Below are 23,697 nucleotides of genomic sequence, written 5' to 3'. Positions count from 1 at the left end.
ATACGAATTTAATTTAAAAACACACAAATCATGAAATTTACAAGAAAAGCAAATGCAGCATGGACCGGTAGTGGAAAAGAAGGAAAAGGAAGCATCACTACAGGAAGTAAAGTATTAGATAAAACACAATATTCGTTTCATACCCGATTTGAAGATGGCGAAAAAGGAACAAATCCAGAAGAGTTAATAGGGGCAGCACATGCAGGTTGTTTTGCAATGCAATTAAGCTTCTTACTAAACGAAAATAACTTTACAGCAACTACGTTGGATGTAGATGCGGTTGTTACTTTTGAAGACGGTGCAATTACAAAAATCACCTTACATTTAGACGGTGATGTACCAAATATTGACGCAGAACAATTTCAGCAAATAGCACACAAAGCGAAAGAAGTTTGTCCGATTTCAAAAGTATTAAACACTGAAATTGAATTAAAAATTACGTTAAAAAACGCATAAATATGACAACGACAACAGTAAAAGCATATGGTGCAACTGCAGCAACAGAAGATTTAAAACCGTTAGATATACAAAGAAGAGCAACAGGTAAAGACGATATAAAAATTGACATTACCTATTGTGGTGTGTGTCACAGTGATATACACATGGCAAGAGATGATTGGAAAGGAGCATCCTATCCTGTAGTTCCTGGACACGAAATTATTGGTCGCGTTTTAGAGATTGGTGCAAACGTTAGCACTCATAAAGTAGGCGATTTAGTAGGTGTAGGTTGTATGGTAGATTCTTGCCAGACTTGTTCTTCTTGCCAACAAGATTTAGAACAGTTTTGTGAAAACGGCGCAACATTTACCTATAACAGCCCAGATAAACATATTGAAGGCAAACAAACCTTCGGAGGCTATTCTACATCGGTGGTGGTTGATGAAAGGTTTGTATTACGTATTCCAGAAAATTTAGACGAAGCAGCAACAGCACCTTTATTGTGTGCAGGAGTTACCACGTGGTCGCCATTAACACACTGGAAAGTGAAAAAAGGAGATAAAGTAGGTGTCATCGGTTTAGGTGGATTAGGGCATATGGGCGTTAAATTTGCAAATGCATTGGGTGCTCATGTAGTAATGATTACCACATCCCCAGAAAAAGGAAAAGATGCAAAAAGGTTAGGTGCACACGAAGTGTTGGTTTCTAAAGATCAAGCAGAAATGAAAAAGCATCAAGGTAGTTTCGATTTTATTTTAAATACCATCCCGGTTGGTCATGAAATGGATCCTTACTTAGGATTGCTTAAAATTGATGCAACCATGGTTTTAGTGGGTGCAATTGAGCCTTTAGCGCCGTTTTCTGGAGGAAATATTATTATGGGACGTAAGCGTATTGCTGGTTCTTTGATAGGCGGAATTAAAGAAACTCAAGAGATGTTAGATTTCTGTGGAAAACATAACATTACTAGTGATATTGAGCTGATTGATATGCAGAATATAAACACTGCCTATGATCGTATTCTTAAAAATGATGTTACCTACAGATTTGTAATTGACATGAAATCACTAAAATAAAATAGGATTTTACATTCTATAAAAAAGTGAAGTAATTTACTTTAACCTTTCGATTGAGCGCCCTAAAAGCAAAAGTCGAAAGGTTTTTATTTTAAGGAACTTTCGTTGTTTTTGATTTCGTTACAAGGACAGAAACTTATTTTTCTCACAACCATATTTTTTAAACCGTTTTAATATAATTTAAAAGGAGCGCCATTTTTAGCACTACCGTTGGATTATTTTTTATAAATTCGTATAACTTAAAGAAAACTAAAAACAGATAGCAATGGAACTAATGAACTATATAATTATTGCATTCAAAGTAATTGTCGGCATCAGTATTTTAAATGTTTGGTTACTTCAGCAAAATAAACCAACAAGATGGCGAGGAGGCGATGCTAAAACGATTGTTGAAGAATTTACAGTATATGGTTTTTCAAAAAACTTTTGCTATTTAATAGGCTTTTTAAAAGTGAGTTTAGCAATTATTTTAATGGCTTCTATTCAGTTTGAAATGCTAACGCTTGTAGGAAGTTTAGGATTAACGGCTTTATTAATGGGGTCTATAGTAATGCATATTATTGTAAAAGATCCTTTATACAAATCGTTTCCCGCGTTTTTGTTTATTGTAATGAATCTAATTATTGCGTATAGTACTCTTTAAAAATATTTGTAATAGGTTTTAAGCGCAATAAATAAATTTAAAGCTGCAAAAATAAAAGAAGGTGAAGACTGAATGAAATTATCTTTAATTTTTAGTCGAACAATAAAACCTGCTAGCATTAACAAGCACAATCCTAAAGAGGCGAGGAGCATTAATAACGGACTAAAATAAAGGCCTACCAACAAACCACCTGCGCCTAATAACTGCAGAATTCCTGTTAATTTTCTGTAGCTTGGTAAATCATATCTAATAAACTCAGCAATTATAAAATCAGAATAGAAGCAATTCACTCCGAAATATATAAATGCTAAACTTGAAAGCCAGACTAATGGGGTTAGTAAATCCAAATTTTTTGTTTAAAGTTAACTGTTTTTTTTATCATTTTTAAAATAGTGCTATTATATTCTTAAAATGTGTGGCGTTGTTCGTCTACGGATGATGCATTTAGCAATTTGTTAAACAGCTTTACACTATCAAAATTACCTGTAATTTCTGTAGAAACAGCAACTCCAGAAATTCCTGTTGCTAAAATACGTGTAACATCTTCTGTGGTAATTCCGCCAGCTCCAATAATCGGAGTATCGGTTTTTAACGCTTCTACAATTGCAGTATATCCATTTAAACCCAAAACAGTGGGCATATTTTTTTTGCTTTCGGTAGTTCTAAAAGGTGCTAATCGAATATAATCGACTTGATCATTTAACAATGTTTCGCAATCATGCAAGGTATTTGCCGTTCCGCCAATAATTTGCCATGTGTAGATATGTATTCTAGCTTTTGTAGCAAGGTTAGTTTGTGCCAAATGCACTCCATCCGCTTTTACTGTTTTCGCTATTTTATAGTCGTTATATATGAGTAAACGAGTTTGAAAATGAGACGTAATTTCTCTCGCTTCCTCTGCTAGTTTTAAATGTTTTTTTTCTGATACTTTCTGTAAATGCAATTCCACTAATTCTGCACCTGCCGAACACGCTTTTTGAATATTTTCTAAATGTTCTTCTGGAGTGGCTCCTTGAGAGATATACTGTAGTTTCGGTATCATTCTATAATCGTTTTTGTGAGAGAATTCGCTTTTTAAAAAAGTAAAATTACTAAGCTCCTTTAACAGAAATTACTTTAGCATGTTTCATAAAATAGTTCTCAAAGCGTTTTAGAAAGGGATGCATTTTTTCTGAATACATTACAAATTGACATTTTTGAATACTTTGCGTCATTAGCATCATAGCGTTGTGAGCCGTTTTTTGTTCTAAAAAAGCAGCATCGTCCATGCTAAATATTTTTAATTGCATGGTATTTACACCTTCTAATAAAAACAATTTGTTTAAGATTTTAGGCGTTGAAATAAGAATGTCTACACCTTCAAAAACTTCTGATTTTATAACATCAATATGTAATTTTTCATCACAATTATAAAGACGTAAATCATGGTGTCTAATATATTTGGTAAAGGCATCATACATTTCAGCCGCTTTATTTCTGTCTTCAACTAAAACAATAGCTCTTGGCGCTGTGCCAACTGCTTCACATTTTAATTTTTGCAAGGTAGTAAGTATTAGCGTTGTTGTTTTGCCGCTTCCTTCTGGAGCAACACAATAAATATTAGCACCACTTTTTATAACAGGTATGCTGGCACTCTGAAAAGGAGTGGGAGTTGTTATTTCAAGAAACTCGAGCATCTCATTGATATCGGAATGTAATTTTTTAAAAGGCATAGAAATTAAAGAGATGATTGTTTTGTAAATTTGGTTTAAAGAAGGCAAATATACAACTTAATTGATGTACCTGTTTTTCTAAGCGCGCTTTTGTTATGCTGCGGATGAAAGACGAGGCAGTCGAACAAAGGAGGATGGTTCTAAGAATTATTTGATAGCTATTTTAGTTTAAAAACCAAAACATATTAAAAAGTAATAAGGCCTCTATATTTTTGATACTTTTTATCCCTAGAAAAAGAAAAGGGACTATTTTTGTAAAAACAGCTGCTACACGCATCTACTGATTTTATCAAATTCTGGGTAAGTAGTAAACATTGAAAAAAAACAAGCTGTTATTAAAATTAAAAAAACGAAATGAAAAACGAAAACCAAATAAAGTGCCCAAATTGCGGAACATCCATCGATGTGCAAGATATTTTATCGCATCAATTAGAAGAAGAAATCAAACAAAAATACCAGTCTCAGATTGCGCAAGAAAAGAAGAAATACGAACTTGAACAAGAAAAATTAAAACAAGAAAAATTTAATTTTGAGCAAAAGAAAAAGAAAGAAAATGAACTTTTTCAAGACCGTTTAGAAAAACAGTTAAAAGAAGATAAAAAAGAAATTGAGGCATCGCTTAAACGCAAATTAAAAGAAGAACAGTCAGAACAGTTTGAAGCCTTACAAAAGGAATTAAATGAAAAGTCTGAACAAGTTAAAGAATTAAATAGATCGAAAGCTGAGATTGAAAAGCTAAAAAGAGAAAAAAGCGAATTAAAAGAAGCGGTAGAGGCAGAGGCGCAGAAAAAGCTAAATGAGATTTTATTTACTGAAAAAGAGAAAATAAAAAAGTCTGAAGAAGATAAAAATGAATTGCGTTTTAAAGAAATGCAAAAGCAATTAGAAGATCAGAAAAAGCTTACCGAAGAAATGAAACGCAAGCAGGAGCAGGGTTCTATGCAGTTACAAGGAGAAGTTCAAGAATTGGCAATAGAGGAGTGGTTGATGTCAAAATTTCCGTTAGATACCATCGAAGAAATTAAAAAAGGAGCTCGAGGAGGAGATTGTATTCAGATTGTGCATTCTAGAACAGAGCAAAATTGCGGAACTATTTATTACGAAAGCAAACGAACCAAAGATTTTCAGCCAAGTTGGATTGAGAAGTTTAAAGCAGATATTAGAGACAGAGGCGCAAATATTGGAGTTCTTGTTACCGAAGTAATGCCTTCGGATATGGATAGAATGGGCTTAAAAGATGGAATTTGGATTTGTAATTACGAGGAGTTTAAAGGACTCTGTGCTGTTTTAAGAGAAGGAATTTTACAAGTAAATAATGCCATTAGCACACAAGAAAATAAAGGTGATAAAATGGATTTGCTCTACGATTATTTAACGAGCAATACGTTTAGAATGCAAATTGAAGCAATTGTAGAAGGATTTACACAAATGAAATCTGACTTAGACAGCGAAAAACGTTCTATGCAGAGAATCTGGAAACAAAGAGAAAAGCAAATTGAAAAGGTAGTGACCAATACCATTGATATGTATGGCTCTATTAAAGGAATTGCAGGAAATGCCATACAGTCTGTAAAAGCCTTAGAGTTGCCTGGTTTTGATGAAGATTTAGATGATTAATTTCACAAATTAAACAGGTTAAAAGTAGGGTCGATACTTTAAATCCAAAGAAAAAAAAGTTTTTTTTGATAGTTAAATTAATATCAAAATCGTAGAAAGGGATTAAAATTTATAAAAGATTTTTAAATCTTCCATGTAAAATTTATTTTTAATCCCATATCTTTTTCTGATTCTACAGAAATAATTCCCTGATTACCTGATATTATTTTTTTAACAATGGCAAGACCAATACCTGTACTTTTAACATCTTCATTTACATTTAATTGGCTAAACATTTTAAAGATTTTGGTATGATATTTAGGCTCAATTCCTGGGCCATTATCACTTACAGAAAACACATATTCATTTTTAAGTTTCGCAACCGATATTTTTATGATGGCTAGTTCTTTATTGTTATATTTTATCGAATTACTAAGTAGATTTTGAAAAACATGATAAAGTTCTAATTTGTTTGCATAAATTTCTACATCTTCATCCGGAATATGAAAAGTGCTTTTGTGTTGATGGTCTACTACATTTATAACCTTATCTAATAATTCATTTAGGCTAAATAAATCTTTTCGCTTTTTTCCTTTTGCTACTTTAGAGTATTCTAAAAGGCCATTTATTAAAGCATCCATTCTTGCAACTACATCTTTTAATAAATTTAAATGATTTTTTGTATCTGAATCTAAAGTAGCTTTAAGATCTTCTTCAATAAAGGAAACTAAAGAATGCACAGATACTAATGGCGATTTTAAATCGTGAGATACAATATGATTAAAATCATCTAGTTCTGTATTGTAGTTTTCTAGTAGTTTTAAATTTACTTCTAGCTCTTGGTTTGCATTTGTCAATTCTTTTGATTTTATGTAAATTTCTTTTTTCTGCTGCATTGCCACTTCTTTTGATTGCTCTAGTTCTCGAAAAGAATCAGAAAAACGCTTCATTAAAAGCATTGAAAGCAATAAAAAAACCATAACATATCCAAAATTTACATAAATAAGTGAATTGCCATTTTCTCCTAAAAACAAAAAGATATGCACATAAAAAATAATAGAACCAAGTATTACACTAACCAACAATAAAATAGATTCGAGTCGTTTAGCGATGATAGATTTTACAATTACACAAGTAACATAAATTAAATTGATAATCATTAAGACTAAGAAAGGAACCAATAATTTGGTAAAATGTGGTGCGTTAAGAAAAAGAACAAGTAACACAAGTACAAAAAAACTATAAACTATAATTTTTGAATAGGCTTTATAAATAAAATTGGCGAAAATATTGTTAAAAAAAAGACTTGCTGTTGTACCTGCTAAAAATAAGGTTAAATATTCTATTCGTGTTAGTAATATAAAGTTAACAGATTCAAAAACCACGGTAAAAGGTGCATACCTATCACTTAACGCCATGTAAGATAAAGACATACATAGAATTGCAAAATACAGAATAGCCTTGTCTTTGTTCCAATACAACAAATAGAAAAACAAGAAGAAAATACCTATAAAACCTAAGCATCCAATAAAAATCATGTCTGCCATTATTCTTTTAGCTTTTAAATCATGAAGATGATGGCTTGTTCCTACTATTAAAGGTTTATCAATACCTCCTTTTTTATGATAAAAATTAGCTGCTTGAATAACAATTTCAAAATTAGTTTCATGCGTATCTAATGGTATAATTTGAGAAAAACGTCTGTGTAGTGTTTCAATTCTATTGGTTCCTATTTTACCTGTTTCCGAAAAAAACTTACCGTTTATCCATATTTTGGAAGATGAGTATGCTGCTGGAACGTATAAAGATACATGAGGTCTTTTTTTAGGAATAGAAATTATTAACCTATAAGTGGCATAGCCAAAAGAAGGTAGTTTCTCGGTTTTATTGAGGTTTAATTCAGTCCAACTTTTAAGCGAAATTATTCTTGGTGGGTTATTTTTATAAAAGTCGCCAGGTTGTATTAGTTTATTCCAATAAAATTCCCAGCCAGTATCTAAAGCTATTTCTGAGTTTTCTTTAATTGTTGTACTCTGAAGATTTATAATGTGAAGCTCATTTTTTTGCTGATTAACTGCCAAAGATTGCTGTATAACAAACAAAAATAGTATAATACTACATAGTTGCTTTATGTGATGATCGTCTATAAGCCAATTATTATTTTTGGAAATTATTGTTTGCAGTGCCACATTTATATTTGAGCGTACTAAAGTAGTTATAATATCTAGTACTTTCCTAAATTACAGTCATATAAAATAAATAGTGATTGTTATTGTTTAACTCAACTCTAATTTGAATATTTTATTAATTAAAACTGAACTCACAATAAATTACGTCTCATTTAAATGAAATTAAAAATTAAAATTAACAGTTGTATATTTTGACAGTTAGACCAACTAGTTTTTATACATATTAAGGTCCTTTTATATTTCACTATATTTGTTTTAAATCAAACTAAACTTATGAAAAAAACACTTTATTACACGCTACTATTAGCGGCTTTAGCATCATGCACTGCTGTAAATAATTCATCAAAAAGTAAAATTGATTTTGACGGAATTTCTGAAAACATAAAACCCGGAGATAATTTTTTTGAACATGTTAATAAAGTCTGGTTAGATTCTGCTGTTATAGCTGATGATCAATCCGGAGTTGGTTCGTATAGTTTTTTAAACATTCCTCAGAAAAAACTACTAGAAAATATTTTAACAGAAGTATCCGCAGAAAGTTATAAAATTGGAAGTGTTGAACAAATGGTGGGTGATTTTTACAGTTCAGGTATGGACACGGTAAGTATTAACAAGCGCGGTTTTGAGCCATTGCAAGTTACGTTCAATAAAATTGAAGCAATCAATTCTGTTGCTTCTTTAATCACTTTTGTTATAGGCGAAATGAGTTCTGGAAATAGATCAATCATCAGCATGTATGTGGCTCCTGACAATGAAAATAGTAAAGTGAATATGCTGCACTTTGGGCAATCTGGATTGGGTTTACCAGATCGTGATTATTATTTTAAAACAGATGAAGCTACGGTAGCAGTTAAGAATGCCTATAAAAAATATTTAACAACATTATTTAATTTATCCGCACAAAAAGATGCTGAAAAGAAGGCAGAAATTGTATATGAAATTGAAAAGAAATTAGCGGCATCACACAAAACAAGAATTGAACGCAGAGATGTAAAAGCAAATTATCATAAAATGGACGTTGCTGAGCTTTCTAAAAGTGAATCTAATATTGGTTGGACTGCATTACTAGCACAATTGAACATAAAAGCAGATTCTATAGATATTGCGCAACCCGATTATTATAAAGAATTAAATGCGATGTTGGCTTCAATCTCTATGAAAGACTGGAAAACATATTTAAAAGCACATACATTATCTACTTATGACGATGTTTTAAGCAAACCTTTTGAAACGGCAAATTTTGAATATTCAAAGGTTTTATATGGTCAAGATTCTCAAAACACACGAGCACAATTAATGGTTCAGAAAGTAGACAGACTGCTAGGTTTTGCATTGGGACAGCTATATGTAAAACGACATTTTAATGAAGACGCAAAAAAACGCGTTTTAGATTTGGTTAATAATTTACAGAAAGCTTTTGAAAACAGAATCAATCAATTAGATTGGATGAGTGATGTTACAAAAAAACAAGCCAAAGAGAAATTATACACCATTACAAAGAAAATTGGCTATCCGGATGTTTGGAGAACGTACACGGCAGAAATTAAAAAGGATGCGTATTTTGAAAATGTAGTTGCTTTGTATCAAAATGCTTATCAATATAATATCGCAAAATTAAACAGCCCACCTAATCGTGATGAATGGGAAACAACACCTGCAACAGTAACAGCGTATTACAATCCGCCATTAAATGAAATTGTGTTTCCTGCGGGAATATTACAGTTTCCTTATTTTGATATTACTGCGGATGATGCTGTTAATTATGGCGGAATAGGAATGGTTATTGGGCATGAATTAACGCATGCTTTTGATGATCAAGGAGCACAATTTGATAAAGACGGAAATGTAAAAAATTGGTGGACAGCTGATGATTACACCAAGTTTAAAGCCAAAACACAATTAATGATTGACAGATATAGCTCTTTTACGGTTTTGGATTCTCTTCATATAAAAGGTGCTTTAACGGTAGGAGAAAATACAGCCGATAATGGTGGAATTGCAATTGCATATGATGCATTTAAGCTAACAGAGCAAGGTAAAGGCGATACTAAAATTCAAGGATATACACCAGACCAACGTTTCTTTTTATCTATTGCAAGAATATGGCGCGTTAAAACCAGAGATGCCTATTTAACAAATTATATTAAAACAAATTCACATTCACCACCAATTTGGAGGGTAAACGGGCCATTAATGAATTTTGATCCTTTTTACGAAGTATTTAATGTACAACCAGGCGATAAAAATTACAAACCTACAGCTGAAAGAATTAAGATTTGGTAGTGTTATTCTGATAAAAAGATTCCTATTTTTCTGAAGATATTTACTAATAAAGAACTCAATATTTTATACAATATTTATTTTATTTAAAAAACCACTTTTTTTTGTTTCAAGCAAAACATAGTGGTTTTTTAATGATTAAAAAATTCCTTTAAAGACACTAAGTGTTCGTTATTCTTTAATTACTTTAGTAGAAACAAGAGATTCGTTTATAAACTTAATATTTAAAATATAGATTCCTTTTTTAAGGTCTTGAATACTAATTTCTCCTGATTTAAAATTGACCGGAATCCTTTTTATTTCTTGTCCAAGAAGGTTATAAATAGAGATTCTTTTTATAATTTGCTGCGATTTTATCATCAATCTATCTTTTGTAGAATTTGGATATACGCTAAAATTAAATTTAACAATATCAAAATTAGTAGTGCTTAAAACAGCATCAGAGCTTGCTTTCCAATTACTGGCGATACTATTATCAGATAGAACATTAATCAATTCTAAATAAAAACCGTCACCATCCGCAGCTTCTGGCCAAGGTACCTTATCTATATATTGTACTTGGTCAATGAGGTTTCCAAAAGCGTCTGCCAATACTAAATGCTGACTTTTGTTAGATAAATCTCTGCTAAATGTATCAAAAGGAGCAAAACCATATTTATCTTGAAAAGTAACCTTGTTGCTAGCTAAATAAACCGATTTGCCTGCCAAAATAGTGCCGTTTTCAGGAAATTGATAAGAAACACCAAGTTTTAAAAGGTATATTCCCGTAACGTTTATAGTAGTATTTCCTGTGTTTTTAATTTCAATAAATTCAAGAGCATCACTCTCTGGAAAAGCATCTGTTTCTTGAGGATTGTAATGAATTTTAGTAATTACCAAAGAAGGAATAGCCACGCTGTTGCAATTAGAATATTGACCAAGATTGTTTTTCATCCATGCAATTCGTTGCTGTAACCAACTTTTCATATTAGTAATTTCTGATGAAAAATCTTCTATAGTGTTCCAACGTTCATTTTCACGAACCACAGCTTCAGAAATATACACAACAGTGTTGTCAATTAAACTAGCGATACTGCTATAGTTTAAAGGTTCATCAGTATTGCTAACTTCATTAAATCGTTTAGATACATAGCATTTAAATGTAGCATTATCAAATAGTTCTCCCCAAAAATTTGCACCAACATTACCGTGTCTAAATTGCCATACATCCGTTTTACTACGGTCAAAAAAAGAACCCCATCTAAAACCTAAATCATTGCCATAGGTTAAGTTATAATCCCAAACTGGACCTGCTCTTAATTTACCACCTCGGTCTTTATGATAAAAAGTACTTAACGCATAGGCATCGGCATTGGATGTGATTTCTGCTATTAACATATAATCTATAAACGAAGGCACATCAATTACAGAAGGAAAGCCGTTTTTAATATCTGAGTTTTGAGCTGTTTGATCTAGCTTTTTAAAGACAGATTCTATATAAGCGGATTGTGCAGAAGTAATATCATCCGAGTTTGGTTTTTCATGTATATAACCTGCACCGTTGCTATACCAAGCTTCTGGGTCTTTTTCGCTAGGTCTATCTGTTTGTATAAGGTAACCTCCAGTAATATAAGGAAATGTGTTTTCATCCTCAGATAACTTTGCAACATTTACTCTGGCGCCATCTCGTTTTATTTTTTCTGATAGTGCATACAAACCTTTATAATCGCCATTTAAAATAACTTCACAATATTTTAAATTTACAGCATATTGCCCTATATATCTTGCCATTGTATAACTAATATAATCGCGCATCATGCTATCATCAAAAGCGAAAGAATTTAAGATCCAATCATTTTCTTTTGACATTCCTAGTAGTTTTACATTGTCATTCTCTGTACGATCTTCGGATAAAGTAGAGAATCCGTAAGGTTTTTTTGGTAATTCTTGAGACGAAGAACCTCTAATTTCGATGCTAATAGTACCTGAATAATCTAAAAATGACTCATTGTTTGCATCGCTTACAAAATTTCTGGCTCCGTTTGGTCTTTGAATTATTTTCATAGTACCAAAAACTCTTGAATCATCAAGAATTTCAGTACCATTGTCTGTTTCTATAATAACAATAGGTAAATTACTGTCTGTAAATGTTTGCGAGTTTACAAAGTAGCTGCTAAAAACACAAATAATTAATAAAGTCAGTTTTTGTAATTGCAATTTTTTTTTTTTGAAATTTATAAGCGTAATTTCTTAAAAGACTACTTAGCTAAACTTTATAATTTTTTAATAAAAACACAAATCTACGTCTTATAATTAGTTTCATTAAAATGTTAGTAAAAAGTATCAATATAAATTATAGCTGTTTTAGTTTTTCTTAGTTTAAAATACTTCTATTTTTTTATAAAATTACACTTTTTTTTTAGCTAAACGACTCTTTAAGCTATACCAATTACTTGATTTTTTTTTTTTAAATCTTTACTCAAATTTTATCGAATAATAAATACCTAATGCTAGGTATTTTCATTTGTTTTATTTTTTTTAACTTTATAGATTAATGATTGTAGAATACTAAAACTGAGTTTAAGAATATATAATATTAAAAACTCTAAATATTTAAAGTATTTAAGTTGTATTAAAAGTTAAGAAAGATTCAGTTAGCCATCCATATTGCATGTTACAAATTGATGAAAAAACACTAAATTTTAAGCAGTAGTAACATTTTTAAGGTTACTATTTTCTTTTGTACTATAATAAGGGTGTTTCATGAAAAACATTGTTACAGCAAAACAGCTTTTAATATTTTTATAAAAAAACAAAATAATATGAATTATAGAAGTTACTCACATATTGGTAAAAAGAAAGTAAATGAAGATTATGTAATCAATTCAGAAAACAGTTTTATTGTTTGTGATGGTGTTGGGGGTGAAGTAAGGGGAGAAATTGCAAGTAAAGAAATTGCTACTTTTATATTAAAGAGACTTGAGAAAATAGATGGTAATTTATCCAAAGAAAAAGTTTACGAAGCCATTATTACTGCACAAAAAAACTTAAATACTTATATTCAAGAAAAAGAAGACTTAGCAGGTATGGCTACAACTTTAGCTGCTGTTTTTATTTCTGACAAAGGCCTTTATACCTCACATATTGGAGATAGTAGAGTATATCTAGTACGACCAAGTAACCATACATTTTGGCACACTTGGGATCATTCTCTTGTTGGTAATTTAGTGAAAAACGGAGAAATTTCTAGAGAGGCTGGTAGGAAACATCCTATGAATAATCAAATTTTTAAAGCAATAAAAGCAAATTTTAAAGACAAGGTTACAGAACCTGAAATTAATTATATTACGGATATTAGAAAAGACGACATCATTTTTATTTGTTCCGATGGTATTTCTGAGGCTTTTTCTGATGTAGAATTGTTAGAAGTATTGGCAGATTCAGCGAATGGTATTGATGAGAAAATAGCTATGATAGCTAAAAAATGTGCAGAAGATAGTATTGATAACAATACCGCTATTTTATGTCAAATAGAAAAAGAAGATGTACCAAAAACAACTTTAATACCTCTAGAGTGGAAAACGATTGCTTCTCTGCATGAAAATGACAGCTTAGATACGGTAAGTTTAGAAGATACTACTGAAGAAGAGGAAGAAGAACCTAAGAAAAAGAAGTGGTTTAGATTTTAAGCCTTTATTAAGTAGTTTATCTCAATTAATTAAAATACAATAATGACGCAACAAGAATTTAGAAAACGATACGAATTCGATCTTAAAACCGATAACATTGGTGGCGGTAGTTTTGGTACGGTTTATAAAGCATACGATACTATTTTAGATAGAGAAGTAGCCATAAAAGTATCTGAAGTAAAAATAGTAGGTGATAAAGAGTTTTCTTTATTAGAGGAATACAAGGCAATAGAAAATTTGACTGTTCATCAAAATATTGCTAATTATGAAGAAGTATATCGTTTTGAATCTTTTCCTACTGTTTTCGATTATGGAATTATGCAGTATTATTCTTTGGGAAACTTATCGCATTATCTAAAAAACAATGAGGTTAAATTTGATCAGAGAGCAAAAATTATTAAAGGAGTTTTAGAAGGAATTGCATTTTTACATCAACATAAAGTAGTGCATAGAGATTTAAAACCTAGCAATATTTTAGTGGTGGATAGAAGAGGTAAAATTATTCCTAAAATAACTGATTTTGGTTTAAGCAAACAAGCAGAAGGAGACGGACAAGCCTCTCGTTTTACCAACAGTTTTGCTGGCGGAACATTACAATATTCTAGTCCCGAGCAACTAAAAGGACTGCCTTTAAAACTAAACACAGATTTGTGGAGTTTTGGTGCAATCGCTTATGAAATCTTAACAGGTAAAACACTTTTTGAAGCAGATAGCCAAGGTACCGCTACTGCAGAATGGCAAAATGCAATTACTCAAAAAATATTACATGCAGATGTAAGTGAACAATTAAAAGCCTTACCAGGTAATTGGCAAAGAGTTGTTATGGTTTGTTTAGAAAGAGACTTTATAAAACGAGTACAAAATACGGATGCTTTGTTTGCTATTCTAAATAACGAGACGCCAATTAAAGAGGAACAACACATAGTAAAAACACCAATTATAAATAATGATGCGACTATTATTAGAGGGATTTCGGAAGTAAAAGAACCAAAAAAAATAATTCCTAAAGCAGAAAAAATTGTAGTTAAAAAAGAAATTAAAAAAGAAATTTTAAAAAAAATAAATGTTTTTATAAAGAAAGAAAATCCTACTTGGTTATTGCCTTCTTTGGCAGCAGTTGTAGTTCTTCTTTTTGCTAGTATTGGTTATTTTATTTTTTCTTCTGATGAAATTAAACCTGTAGAAGAAACTATAAAAGTATTTAAAGAAGGAGATTTATATGGTTTTAAAAAAGGAGAAAAAGTAATTATACCTACTAAATTTACTGAAGCAACTAATTTTATTAATGATAGCTCACAGGTAAGTACTAAAGATTCTAGTTTTTACATCAACAAAAAAGGTGTTTGGTTAAAAACTATTACAGGGAAAATAACCTATAGTAATAAAGAAATCATAAAAAAGTTACTTGAAAATATGGTTTATGTAAAAGGAGGTAGTTTTGATATGGGCTGTAAAGATGAAGTAAGATGGTGTGTGCAAGAAGGTGTAACCTTACATAAAGTAACTTTAAATGATTTTAATATTAATAAGTATGAAGTTACACAAAGAGAATGGAAAGTAATAATGAATATTAATCCAAGCAATAATATAGACTGCGATTTATGTCCGGTAGAAAATGTTAGTTGGAATGATGTACAAATATTTATAAAAAAATTAAATCAATTAACAGGTAAGAAATTTCGATTACCAACAGAAGCAGAGTGGGAGTATTCAGCAAGTGGAGGTAATGAATCAAAAGGACATAGATATGCAGGAATAAGTAATAGGTTAGATTTAGTAGCATGGTATGATAGAAATAGTAGTAATACCACACATTCAGTAGGTGAAAAAAGAAGTAATGAGTTAGGTTTATTTGATATGAATGGTAATGTTTGGGAATGGTGTAACGATTGGTATGGTGAAGATTATTATAATAATAGTCAAACAATAGATCCAAAAGGTCCAGATTCTGGTTCAGGAAAAATTATTAGAGGAGGTAGCTTTAGTTATGATATTACTTATTGTCGTTTATCTCATCGTAATAAATCTTTACCAGAGAATAAAAATAAAAATATAGGTTTTCGTTTGGTTCTTTAAATTGTTACTTGCTAAAATAAAGTAGTTAATTCATTACAAAAAACGAAAAAGATACTAGGTATGACACAACAAGAATTTAGAAAACGGTACGAATTCGATCTTAAAACAGATAACATTGGTGGCGGTAGTTTTGGTACGGTTTATAAAGCCTACGATACTGTTTTAGACAGAGAAGTAGCCATAAAAGTATCTGAAGTAAAAATGGTAGGCGATAAAGAATTCTCTTTATTAGAAGAATACAAAGCCATCGAAAATTTAACAGCACACAAAAATATAGCCAACTACGAAAAGGTATTTCGTTTTGAGTCTTTTCCTGCTATTTATGATTATGGAATTATGCAATACTACTCGTTGGGTAATTTATCTCATTACCTAAAAAACAACGAAGTCTCTTTAGAGAAAAGAGACAGTATTACCAAAGCTGTTTTAGAAGGTATTGGTTTTTTACATCAACATAAAGTAGTGCATAGAGATTTAAAACCGAGCAATATTCTAGTAGTAGATAGAAGAGGTAAAATCATTCCTAAAATTACTGATTTTGGTTTGAGCAAGCAAGCAGAAGGAGATGGACAAGCATCTCGTTTTACCAACAGTTTTGCAGGCGGAACATTACAATATTCTAGTCCGGAGCAACTAAAAGGGCTGCCTTTAAAACTAAATACAGATTTGTGGAGTTTTGGTGCAATCGCTTATGAAATCTTAACAGGAAAAACACTTTTTGAAGCAGATAGCCAAGGTACTGCAAGTGCAGAGTGGCAAAATACCATTACTCAGAAAATATTGCATGCAGATATTACAGAAGAACTGCAAACGTTGCCTACTAACTGGCAAAAAGTAGTACGTCATTGTTTAGAAAGAGATGTATATAAAAGAGCACAGGACACTACTATATTATTTAGTATTTTAAATGGAGATGAAAATCTAGTAATTTCTAGCACAGCACAGTCCGTAGAAAAGAAAATAAAAAACACACCTGTAGTTGCTAGTAACGACGCTACCATAATAAAAGGAAAAGAACCCAAAGAAAAGAAAGTTGAAATAGTTAAAAATCCCATAGCAACTTATCAAAAGTCTACTATTTCAAAAGTTAGTACACCACAAGAAAAAATAGAAGAGAAATTTAAAGAAATTACCCAAAATATTGCAAAAACACTAAATATAGAAAATCAAAAGTTGATGTTGCCTTTATTAGCAGCAGTTGTCGTTTTAATAGTAAGTGGAATAACTTATTTTATGTTTTCTTCTGATACTCCAAAGCAAATAGAAACAAAATTAAGTATTTTTAAAGAAGGAAATTTTTATGGGTATAAGGAAGGTGAAAAAATCGTAATTGCTGCTAAATATTTAGTGGCAGAGAATTTTGCTACAGATGTAGATAGCGCAAAAGTAGCAACCAAGGACAGTAGCTTTTATATCAATAAAAAAGGGATTTGGCTTACAACGATAACAGACAGTATACAATACAAAAATGATATTTTAGAAAATGAAAAAGAAGCCCTAATTGCTGCTGATAAAAAAGCTTGGGAAGAAGCAAAACGCAAAAACTCTAAAAGTGCATATCAGAAATATTTAAGTGATTTTAAAAATGGCGTTTATGAAAAGAATGCTTTGGCAGAAATTAATAGAAAAGAAATACCTCCCCCACCTGCTCCAGAAGTCATTGAAGTTATTGAAGAAGAGATCGTTGAAGAAATTATAGAAATTACTAAAGAAAGTGAAGAGGCCTTATTTCTAAGCTTAGAAACGGCACCAATTTATCCAGGTTGTAAGGGGAATAACGTCGAATTAAGAGATTGTATGACTCAAAAAGTTCTAGAGCATTTTGAACTTAATTTTAATAAAAATATTCTTGATGGACTTGGTTTAAGTCCAGGATCAAAAAGGGTTTATGGGAGTTTTCAAATTTTCAAAAGCGGTAAAATTGGAGGTAATAGTGTTGGTAGCACAGAAACTTTATTAAGCGCAGAAGCAAAAAGAGTATTAGATTTATTACCAAGAATGCGTCCAGCAATACTTAAAGGAAAACCGATTAGCTTTTGGGTTGATTTTGAATACAGTATACGTGTAGAATAATATTATAAAAGAAATGACACAACAAGAATTTAGAAAACGTTACGAATTCGATCTTAAAACAGATAACATTGGTGGCGGTAGTTTTGGTACGGTGTATAAAGCCTACGATACTGTTTTAGACAGAGAAGTAGCCATAAAAGTATCCGAAGTAAAAATGGTAGGTGATAAAGAGTTTTCTTTATTAGAAGAATACAAAGCCATCGAAAATTTAACAGAACACAAAAATATAGCGAATTACGAAAAAGTATATCGTTTTGAGTCTTTCCCTACTATTTTCGATTACGGAATTATGCAATTCTATGCGTTGGGCAACTTGTCACATTATTTAAAGAATAATGATGTTTCTATAGAGAAAAGACAAAATATTAGCAAAGGTATTTTAGAAGGTATTGCTTTTTTACATCAGCATAAAGTAGTGCATAGAGATTTAAAACCGAGCAATATTCTAGTAGTAGATAGAAGAGGTAAAATCATTCCTAAAATTACTGATTTTGGTTTGAGCAAGCAAGCAGAAGGAGATGGACAAGCATCTCGTTTTACCAACAGTTTTGCAGGCGGAACATTACAATATTCCAGTCCGGAGCAACTAAAAGGGCTGCCTTTAAAACTAAATACAGATTTGTGGAGTTTTGGTGCAATCGCTTATGAAATCTTAACAGGAAAAACACTTTTTGAGGCAGATAGTCAAGGTACCGCAAGTGCTGAGTGGCAAAACACCATTACTCAGAAAATATTGCATGCAGATATAAGTGAAGAACTGCAAACGTTGCCTACTAACTGGCAAAAAGTAGTACGTCATTGTTTAGAAAGAGATGTATATAAAAGAGCACAGGACACTACTATATTATTTAGTATTTTAAATGGAGATGAAAGTGCGGCTAGTTCAAGTATTGATAAAGAAGTTATTGTTCAGAAAACTGCAGCAGCTAATAATGATGCTACGATTATAAAAGGAAAAGCGCCGCAAAAGAAGGAAATTGTAAAACCAAAAATACCTGTACAGAAAACAGTCACAAATCCAAAGAAAGAGAAAGAAAAACCTAATTGGATGTTGCCTGCTGTTGCAGCAGCGGTAGTTCTTCTTTTGGGTACTATTGGTTATTTTATGTTTTCTTCCGAGAATGCAAAACCAGTAGAGAGAACCTTAAAAGTATTTAAAGAAGGAAATCTTTATGGATATAAAGAAGGTGATAAAATTGTAATTGCTCCTAACTATATAGAAGCACAAGCTTTTGTAAATGATAATGCGAAAGTGGCAGTGGCGGATAGTAGTTTTTACATCAATAAAAAAGGGATTTGGTTCGCAACCATTACGGATAGCATTATTTATAGGAAGGAATTAGCTGATATAGAAGAAAATGATTTTTTAGTGGCTGATAAAAATGCTTGGGAAACGGCTAAAAAGAAAAACACGAAAGAAGCGTATCAAAAGTATTTAAGTGATTATAGTAAAGGTAAATACATAAAAAGTGCAAATAGTCAAATTTATAAATTAAACAATTTAAATATTGATGCTAAATTAATACCATATGAAGAACTTAAAGACTGGATAACTAAAGGTAATAACCTGCAAAGAACCAAAGACGCGGCAAATTCAGGTAATATTATTGCGCAAACAAGAATGGGTAGAATAAATGAGTATGTAAATGGAAATTATGATGAGGCAGAAAAATGGTATTTAAAAGCAGCAAACCAAGGAAATGCTATCGCTCAAAGCCGATTAGGAGATATGTATGACATATATATAGGTGGTCCAACTAAAATGAGAGATGGTTATAAATCTTTAAAATGGCATAGAAAAGCAGCAAACCAAGGATATGCAAGATCTGAGTTTAGACTTGGCTATATTTATAATTTAGGAGATTATGGTGTTTCTGCAAATAAAGAGGAAGCTATAAAATGGTATTTAAAAGCTGCAAATCAGGGAGATGAACAAGCTATAGAATACTTGGCTGATCAATATAAGGATAAAAAAGATTATGTAAATGCTTTAAAATGGTACAAAAAATTAGCAGATAATGGCAACGGTTTTATTATGCTAAAAATAGCAGACATGTACTACAGCGGTCAAGGTGTTTCTAAAGATTACTTCGAGGCCTATAATTGGTTTTTAAAAATTGATGGATATAAACAAAGTGTAAATAATGGCTTAGGGTTATTATTTTATTATGGTTATGGAAGTTTTAAGCAAGATTATTCGAAAGCATATAAGTATTTTAAAATAGCTGCCTGTGAAGGATGTCCAAGACCTACATATATTAGAGATGATGTTTCTGTAGGAGATAAAGAGTCATTATTTATATTAGGACAAATGTTTGAAAAGGGATACGGAGTGTCAAAAAACATGGATGAAGCGATACGATATTATAAACTTTCTGCTATGGATAATATGATTTTTAAAGCTAGTAAAGGTAAACAAGCCTTAAAAAGATTAGGGTTGTATTAAATAAAAAAAAATGAACCAAACAAATACCATACAGTGCTTAAATTTTTCTAATATTAAAGATGCTGCATTTTTGGAAGAAAATGCGCAATTACTTGCGGTTCCTAATAAATTGTCTTTTTTTTACTTAAAAGAAGATACTTTAGAAAACAGAATACTGTTGCGTAAATTAATAAACACCAGTGAAAATGAGCATTTTGTAGTGGTTTCTGCAAATAAAGAGGTAGCATTTTTAGCTTGGAAAGCAAATGTGTTGGCTTTTATGTATTATCAAAAAGAAGTGGCGGTGGGTTATTATGAGTTTACAAACAGACTTAAAAAATACCCACCTATAAAAGAAGAAGTTAAAGAAAAATTAAAAATTAGTTTTAAAGGTGGTTTCGAATTGGTAGCCATTGCTAGTATTTGTTTTTGTGTAGGTAGTGGTAATTACACCTATATTTATTTAGAAAATGGTACTAGAAAATGCATATCGTATCCTTTAAATGTGTTAGAGAAAAGAATAAAAGAAGTTCCTTTTTTAACTAGAATTGGTAAATCTTTTATTGTAAACATCAACAGGATTAAAAAAGTACAAAGTCAGCATTTAGTTTTTAAAGGAGCTACAGAAATAGAATTAAAATTAGGAGATATTTATATAAAACGAGTGAAACAAAATTTACTTTGGTATTAGTATGAAAGCATTTACAATAGGAAGAAACGAGAATAACGATTACAAAATAGACAATAATACGGTTAGCGGTGCTCATGCAGAATTGCACATAGCCGATGATTTTAAAACTTTTACACTAAAAGATTTAAACTCTACAAATGGCACATCCGTTAACGGACAAAATATTATATCGAAAAAAATAGATGAAAAACAGCGCATTCAGTTGGGAACGTTTTCTCTAGAATCAGAGGAACTATTTAGTCAATTACAAGCTTATATATTAAAAAACAGAACTGAATTTATCAACGAATTTCATCAACTAAAAGAAATAGAAATAAAATATAATAAAGAAAAGCAGAACGTAAATAAGTATTTTAAATTAAAATCGGCACTTTTTAAAGGAGGAATAACTATTGGTTTAATGTTGTTGGTATATAATAATGCCTATGTAAAATCTATTGAAGGTATACGAATATATTTAATGTTAGGTATTGGTACCATTGGTGGTATTATTTCTACAGCTTCTATTTCTGATAAAAAAGTAAAGGAAAAATTAGAAGATTTGTATATTGATTTTTCGGAAACATTTCATTGTCCGAAATGTAAGTTTGACATGACTTCTAAAAGTTGGAGATTTTGGAAATCTAAAAAAAAGTGTCCGAAATGCAAATGTAATTGGATTAAATAAAATTAGATAACTGTTGAATCAAAAAGAAAATAAAGAGGTGATTACCATAGAAATAGAAATTCCTGAAAAACCAACTACAGAGTTTTTAACGGATGAAAAGATAATTTCTTTAGATTTAGAGGAAATAGAAAACGAGTTAATTACAGATGAAATTACTTTAGAAGATTTAGAAATAGATTATGAACAAGCATTGAGTGATGAATTTGAAGAAGATTTTAATGAGTATAACTCCTTAGATGAAATCGATTTGAATTTTGATGAAACTTTTGAATAATATAAAATATGGCAGGATATAAATGTAAAAAATGCAATACCAATAATACCGTTTTACAAGAATGGATAGAACTAGGAATTAGTAGAGTGGTAAGTTGTAAATCGTGTGGCCATAAAATGAATTTAAACTTAAAGCCAAGACCAATCCAAAACAACCCAGGAACGCAAGTGTCTGAAAACGGGCAAGGTTTTAATCACTTTATAGAAAACGAACCAGGTACAAATGTTGTAGGTATCCAAAAAAAATCGAAGCGTAAATTTAAATTACAGATTTTAAAAAATAGCACTGCAGCAACCAATTTAGTTATGAAAAATCCGAAGGAGAATTACACCATCTTTATTGGTAGAAATCCAGAAAGTGCAAGTGCTAGTTTTGATTCAGAAAAAGATGTTTCTTGGATATTAGATGACCAGTATCTTTCTAGAGCACATTGTTCTATTAAAGTACAAAAACACAATAGTAAAGTACAATTTATTATAGCAGATTTAAAAAGTACAAATGGTACCATCGTAAATAAGAATAAATTAGAAAACGAAGATCAAATTTTACTACATCTTGGCGATGAAATAGAAGTTGGCGATACCGTTTTTACCTTGTTACAAGATTAAATGTTGTTTTCATTTAATAAAACCTCGGTTTTGTAAAGTAAATTTCATCAGAAGGTAAAAAAAAGATAAATTTAATAAACTTTAAGCATTAAAAAATGGAGAAAAAGACATTAATTAAAGGAGCTTCTAACTCTCAATCACCTAAAAAAAATACAATAAAATTTAGAGGGGTTACCAAAAAGCAGATTGATTTACTAAAAGAAAAAAAACTTCCCTTAGCTGTTGCATTAGGCCTTATTGCAGGCATTGGATCTCAATATGCGTTTTTAAGTGCGACAGGTAAAATAGTTGAAAATGAAGAGGTTGAAATAGATGAAACGGAGGCTGAAACAGAAGAAACTTTTGATTTTGAAGTACCTACAAATATAGAATTTTCTGATGCCGTAACAGAAGACATGTCTTTTGGTGAAGCTTTTAAAACAGCTAGAGCAGACACGGATGGCTCAGGTTTCTTTAATTGGCACGGTAATACCTATCATACACTAAATAAAGAGGAATGGGATGCCTTGTCTGATGAAGAAAAACAAGAGTTTTACGATAAAATTAAAGAGCATTCAGATTTTGATAATAGCGATTATAACAAAATTGATAAAGATGAAACCGATGCCGACATTGATGAAGATGATAACGATGACGACAATGACGATGTAACAGACGAAATAAGTTATGAAGATATTGTTTTTGAAGATGAGAACGATTATAAAGATACGAATGCTTCATTAGACGAATTTGTAACAGTAGATGAAATAGGAGATACTGTAGATATTATTGAAGGTTTAAATGACGGCGAAGCAACTGAAGAAGCAGAAGGAATAGATGGTGGTGCAGCTTATTTAGAAAATGATTTTGAGGATACTGCAGACTCAGACTCAGATTTAGAATATGATGATGACTTTGCAGATGATTTAATTTAATAAAAACCAGCATATGAAAAAAATAATTTTAATAGTTTTTATAATTTCAGTTTCATTACAAAGCTGTAAAGTAACTCAAGGTTACAAAGTAAATGAAGAGTTTAAAATTGAACTAGAAAAAGAAGGAGATGGTGGCTATCAATGGCGTTATTTGCCAATACCAGAAGTAGAACAGATAAATACATCAAAAAAATCAATTGAGAAAGAAGGTAAGATATTTGTAAGTCATCAGAAGATATTTTCTCTAAAAGGATTAAAGCCAGGTGCTTATAGTTTAGAATTTCATTTTTTAAGAAGTTTTGAAAAGTTAGACAGCATACCAGAAGATCAAAAAAAAATAATTAAAGTAAAAATTAAAAAATAATAG

20 protein-coding genes are annotated in these 23,697 nt (G+C 30.9%); 15 read left to right on the top strand and 5 right to left on the bottom strand.

Annotated features, from left to right (window positions below; translation table 11 throughout):
- Positions 1–30: 30 nt before the first annotated feature.
- The 3 genes from BTO16_RS04510 (at position 31) to BTO16_RS04500 (ending at position 2,157) form a co-directional block, all read left to right on the top strand.
- Positions 31–456 (top strand): OsmC family protein, encoded by a 426-nt coding sequence (locus tag BTO16_RS04510; protein WP_105020445.1) that lies wholly within the window; start codon positions 31–33, stop codon positions 454–456.
- 2 nt (positions 457–458) lie between these two features.
- Positions 459–1,514: an NAD(P)-dependent alcohol dehydrogenase gene (locus tag BTO16_RS04505; protein WP_105020444.1), complete on the top strand. Its 1,056-nt coding sequence runs from the start codon at positions 459–461 to the stop codon at positions 1,512–1,514.
- 265 nt (positions 1,515–1,779) lie between these two features.
- A complete protein-coding gene (locus BTO16_RS04500; RefSeq protein ID WP_105020443.1) occupies positions 1,780–2,157 on the top strand; it encodes a DoxX family protein in 378 nt (125 codons plus the stop codon).
- On the opposite strand, the gene BTO16_RS04495 is transcribed toward BTO16_RS04500, so the two are convergent.
- Genes BTO16_RS04495 through BTO16_RS04485 form a run of 3 tightly spaced genes read right to left on the bottom strand, consistent with a single transcriptional unit; the run spans position 2,154 to position 3,833 of the window.
- The gene (locus tag BTO16_RS04495; protein WP_105020442.1) at positions 2,154–2,504 is read right to left on the bottom strand and encodes a DoxX family protein; all 351 of its coding nucleotides are present in this window, start codon (positions 2,502–2,504) and stop codon (positions 2,154–2,156) included. The two genes, BTO16_RS04500 and BTO16_RS04495, sit on opposite strands and share 4 nt — an antisense overlap.
- Before the next feature lie 59 nt (positions 2,505–2,563).
- Positions 2,564–3,199 carry a thiamine phosphate synthase gene (locus BTO16_RS04490; RefSeq protein ID WP_105020441.1) on the bottom strand — a complete coding sequence of 212 codons (636 nt, stop codon included), beginning with the start codon at positions 3,197–3,199 and terminating at the stop codon, positions 2,564–2,566.
- Between the two features lie 49 nt (positions 3,200–3,248).
- Entirely contained in the window at positions 3,249–3,833 is a 585-nt protein-coding gene (locus tag BTO16_RS04485) for a DEAD/DEAH box helicase (protein WP_245891976.1), read from the bottom strand.
- A 390-nt stretch (positions 3,834–4,223) separates the two neighbouring features.
- Here BTO16_RS04485 and BTO16_RS04480 point away from each other — a divergent pair, with 390 nt between their 5' ends.
- The gene (locus BTO16_RS04480; RefSeq protein ID WP_105020440.1) at positions 4,224–5,486 is read left to right on the top strand and encodes a DUF2130 domain-containing protein; all 1,263 of its coding nucleotides are present in this window, start codon (positions 4,224–4,226) and stop codon (positions 5,484–5,486) included.
- Between the two features lie 122 nt (positions 5,487–5,608).
- Here the strand turns inward: BTO16_RS04480 and BTO16_RS04475 are convergent, their stop codons facing one another.
- Positions 5,609–7,654: an ATP-binding protein gene (locus BTO16_RS04475; RefSeq protein WP_146105340.1), complete on the bottom strand. Its 2,046-nt coding sequence runs from the start codon at positions 7,652–7,654 to the stop codon at positions 5,609–5,611.
- Positions 7,655–7,927: 273 nt separating this feature from the next.
- Here BTO16_RS04475 and BTO16_RS04470 point away from each other — a divergent pair, with 273 nt between their 5' ends.
- Positions 7,928–9,937: a M13 family metallopeptidase gene (locus BTO16_RS04470; protein ID WP_105020438.1), complete on the top strand. Its 2,010-nt coding sequence runs from the start codon at positions 7,928–7,930 to the stop codon at positions 9,935–9,937.
- A gap of 168 nt (positions 9,938–10,105) precedes the next feature.
- Here the strand turns inward: BTO16_RS04470 and BTO16_RS04465 are convergent, their stop codons facing one another.
- On the bottom strand, positions 10,106–12,130 hold the full coding sequence (locus BTO16_RS04465; RefSeq protein WP_105020437.1) for a CotH kinase family protein: 2,025 nt from the start codon (positions 12,128–12,130) through the stop codon (positions 10,106–10,108).
- 605 nt (positions 12,131–12,735) lie between these two features.
- Between BTO16_RS04465 and BTO16_RS04460 the strand changes: the two genes are divergently transcribed.
- The 10 genes from BTO16_RS04460 to BTO16_RS04415 all read left to right on the top strand — a co-directional run bounded on the left by BTO16_RS04460 (position 12,736) and on the right by BTO16_RS04415 (position 23,694).
- Positions 12,736–13,602 (top strand): PP2C family protein-serine/threonine phosphatase, encoded by an 867-nt coding sequence (locus tag BTO16_RS04460; RefSeq protein WP_146105339.1) that lies wholly within the window; start codon positions 12,736–12,738, stop codon positions 13,600–13,602.
- A gap of 42 nt (positions 13,603–13,644) precedes the next feature.
- Entirely contained in the window at positions 13,645–15,678 is a 2,034-nt protein-coding gene (locus tag BTO16_RS04455; protein WP_105020435.1) for a bifunctional serine/threonine-protein kinase/formylglycine-generating enzyme family protein, read from the top strand.
- A 60-nt stretch (positions 15,679–15,738) separates the two neighbouring features.
- Positions 15,739–17,751, top strand: coding sequence for a serine/threonine-protein kinase (locus tag BTO16_RS04450; protein WP_105020434.1), 2,013 nt, complete (start codon positions 15,739–15,741; stop codon positions 17,749–17,751).
- A 13-nt stretch (positions 17,752–17,764) separates the two neighbouring features.
- Positions 17,765–20,197, top strand: coding sequence for a serine/threonine-protein kinase (locus BTO16_RS04445; protein ID WP_105020433.1), 2,433 nt, complete (start codon positions 17,765–17,767; stop codon positions 20,195–20,197).
- Between the two features lie 10 nt (positions 20,198–20,207).
- On the top strand, positions 20,208–20,867 hold the full coding sequence (locus BTO16_RS04440) for a LytR/AlgR family response regulator transcription factor (RefSeq protein WP_105020432.1): 660 nt from the start codon (positions 20,208–20,210) through the stop codon (positions 20,865–20,867).
- Position 20,868: 1 nt separating this feature from the next.
- The gene (locus tag BTO16_RS04435) at positions 20,869–21,534 is read left to right on the top strand and encodes an FHA domain-containing protein (RefSeq protein WP_105020431.1); all 666 of its coding nucleotides are present in this window, start codon (positions 20,869–20,871) and stop codon (positions 21,532–21,534) included.
- Positions 21,535–21,547: 13 nt separating this feature from the next.
- A complete protein-coding gene (locus tag BTO16_RS04430) occupies positions 21,548–21,808 on the top strand; it encodes a hypothetical protein (protein ID WP_105020430.1) in 261 nt (86 codons plus the stop codon).
- A gap of 8 nt (positions 21,809–21,816) precedes the next feature.
- Positions 21,817–22,416: an FHA domain-containing protein gene (locus BTO16_RS04425; protein ID WP_105020429.1), complete on the top strand. Its 600-nt coding sequence runs from the start codon at positions 21,817–21,819 to the stop codon at positions 22,414–22,416.
- Between the two features lie 95 nt (positions 22,417–22,511).
- A complete protein-coding gene (locus BTO16_RS04420) occupies positions 22,512–23,330 on the top strand; it encodes a hypothetical protein (RefSeq protein WP_105020428.1) in 819 nt (272 codons plus the stop codon).
- A 13-nt stretch (positions 23,331–23,343) separates the two neighbouring features.
- Positions 23,344–23,694, top strand: a complete 351-nt coding sequence (locus BTO16_RS04415; protein ID WP_105020427.1) for a protease inhibitor I42 family protein — start codon at positions 23,344–23,346, stop codon at positions 23,692–23,694.
- Positions 23,695–23,697: the final 3 nt, after the last annotated feature.

This window comes from Polaribacter glomeratus (assembly GCF_002954665.1).
Classification (GTDB): Bacteria; Bacteroidota; Bacteroidia; order Flavobacteriales; family Flavobacteriaceae; genus Polaribacter; species Polaribacter glomeratus.
The sequence above is the reverse complement of the archived record's forward strand: the minus strand, read 5'-3'. Positions and strand labels throughout refer to the sequence as shown.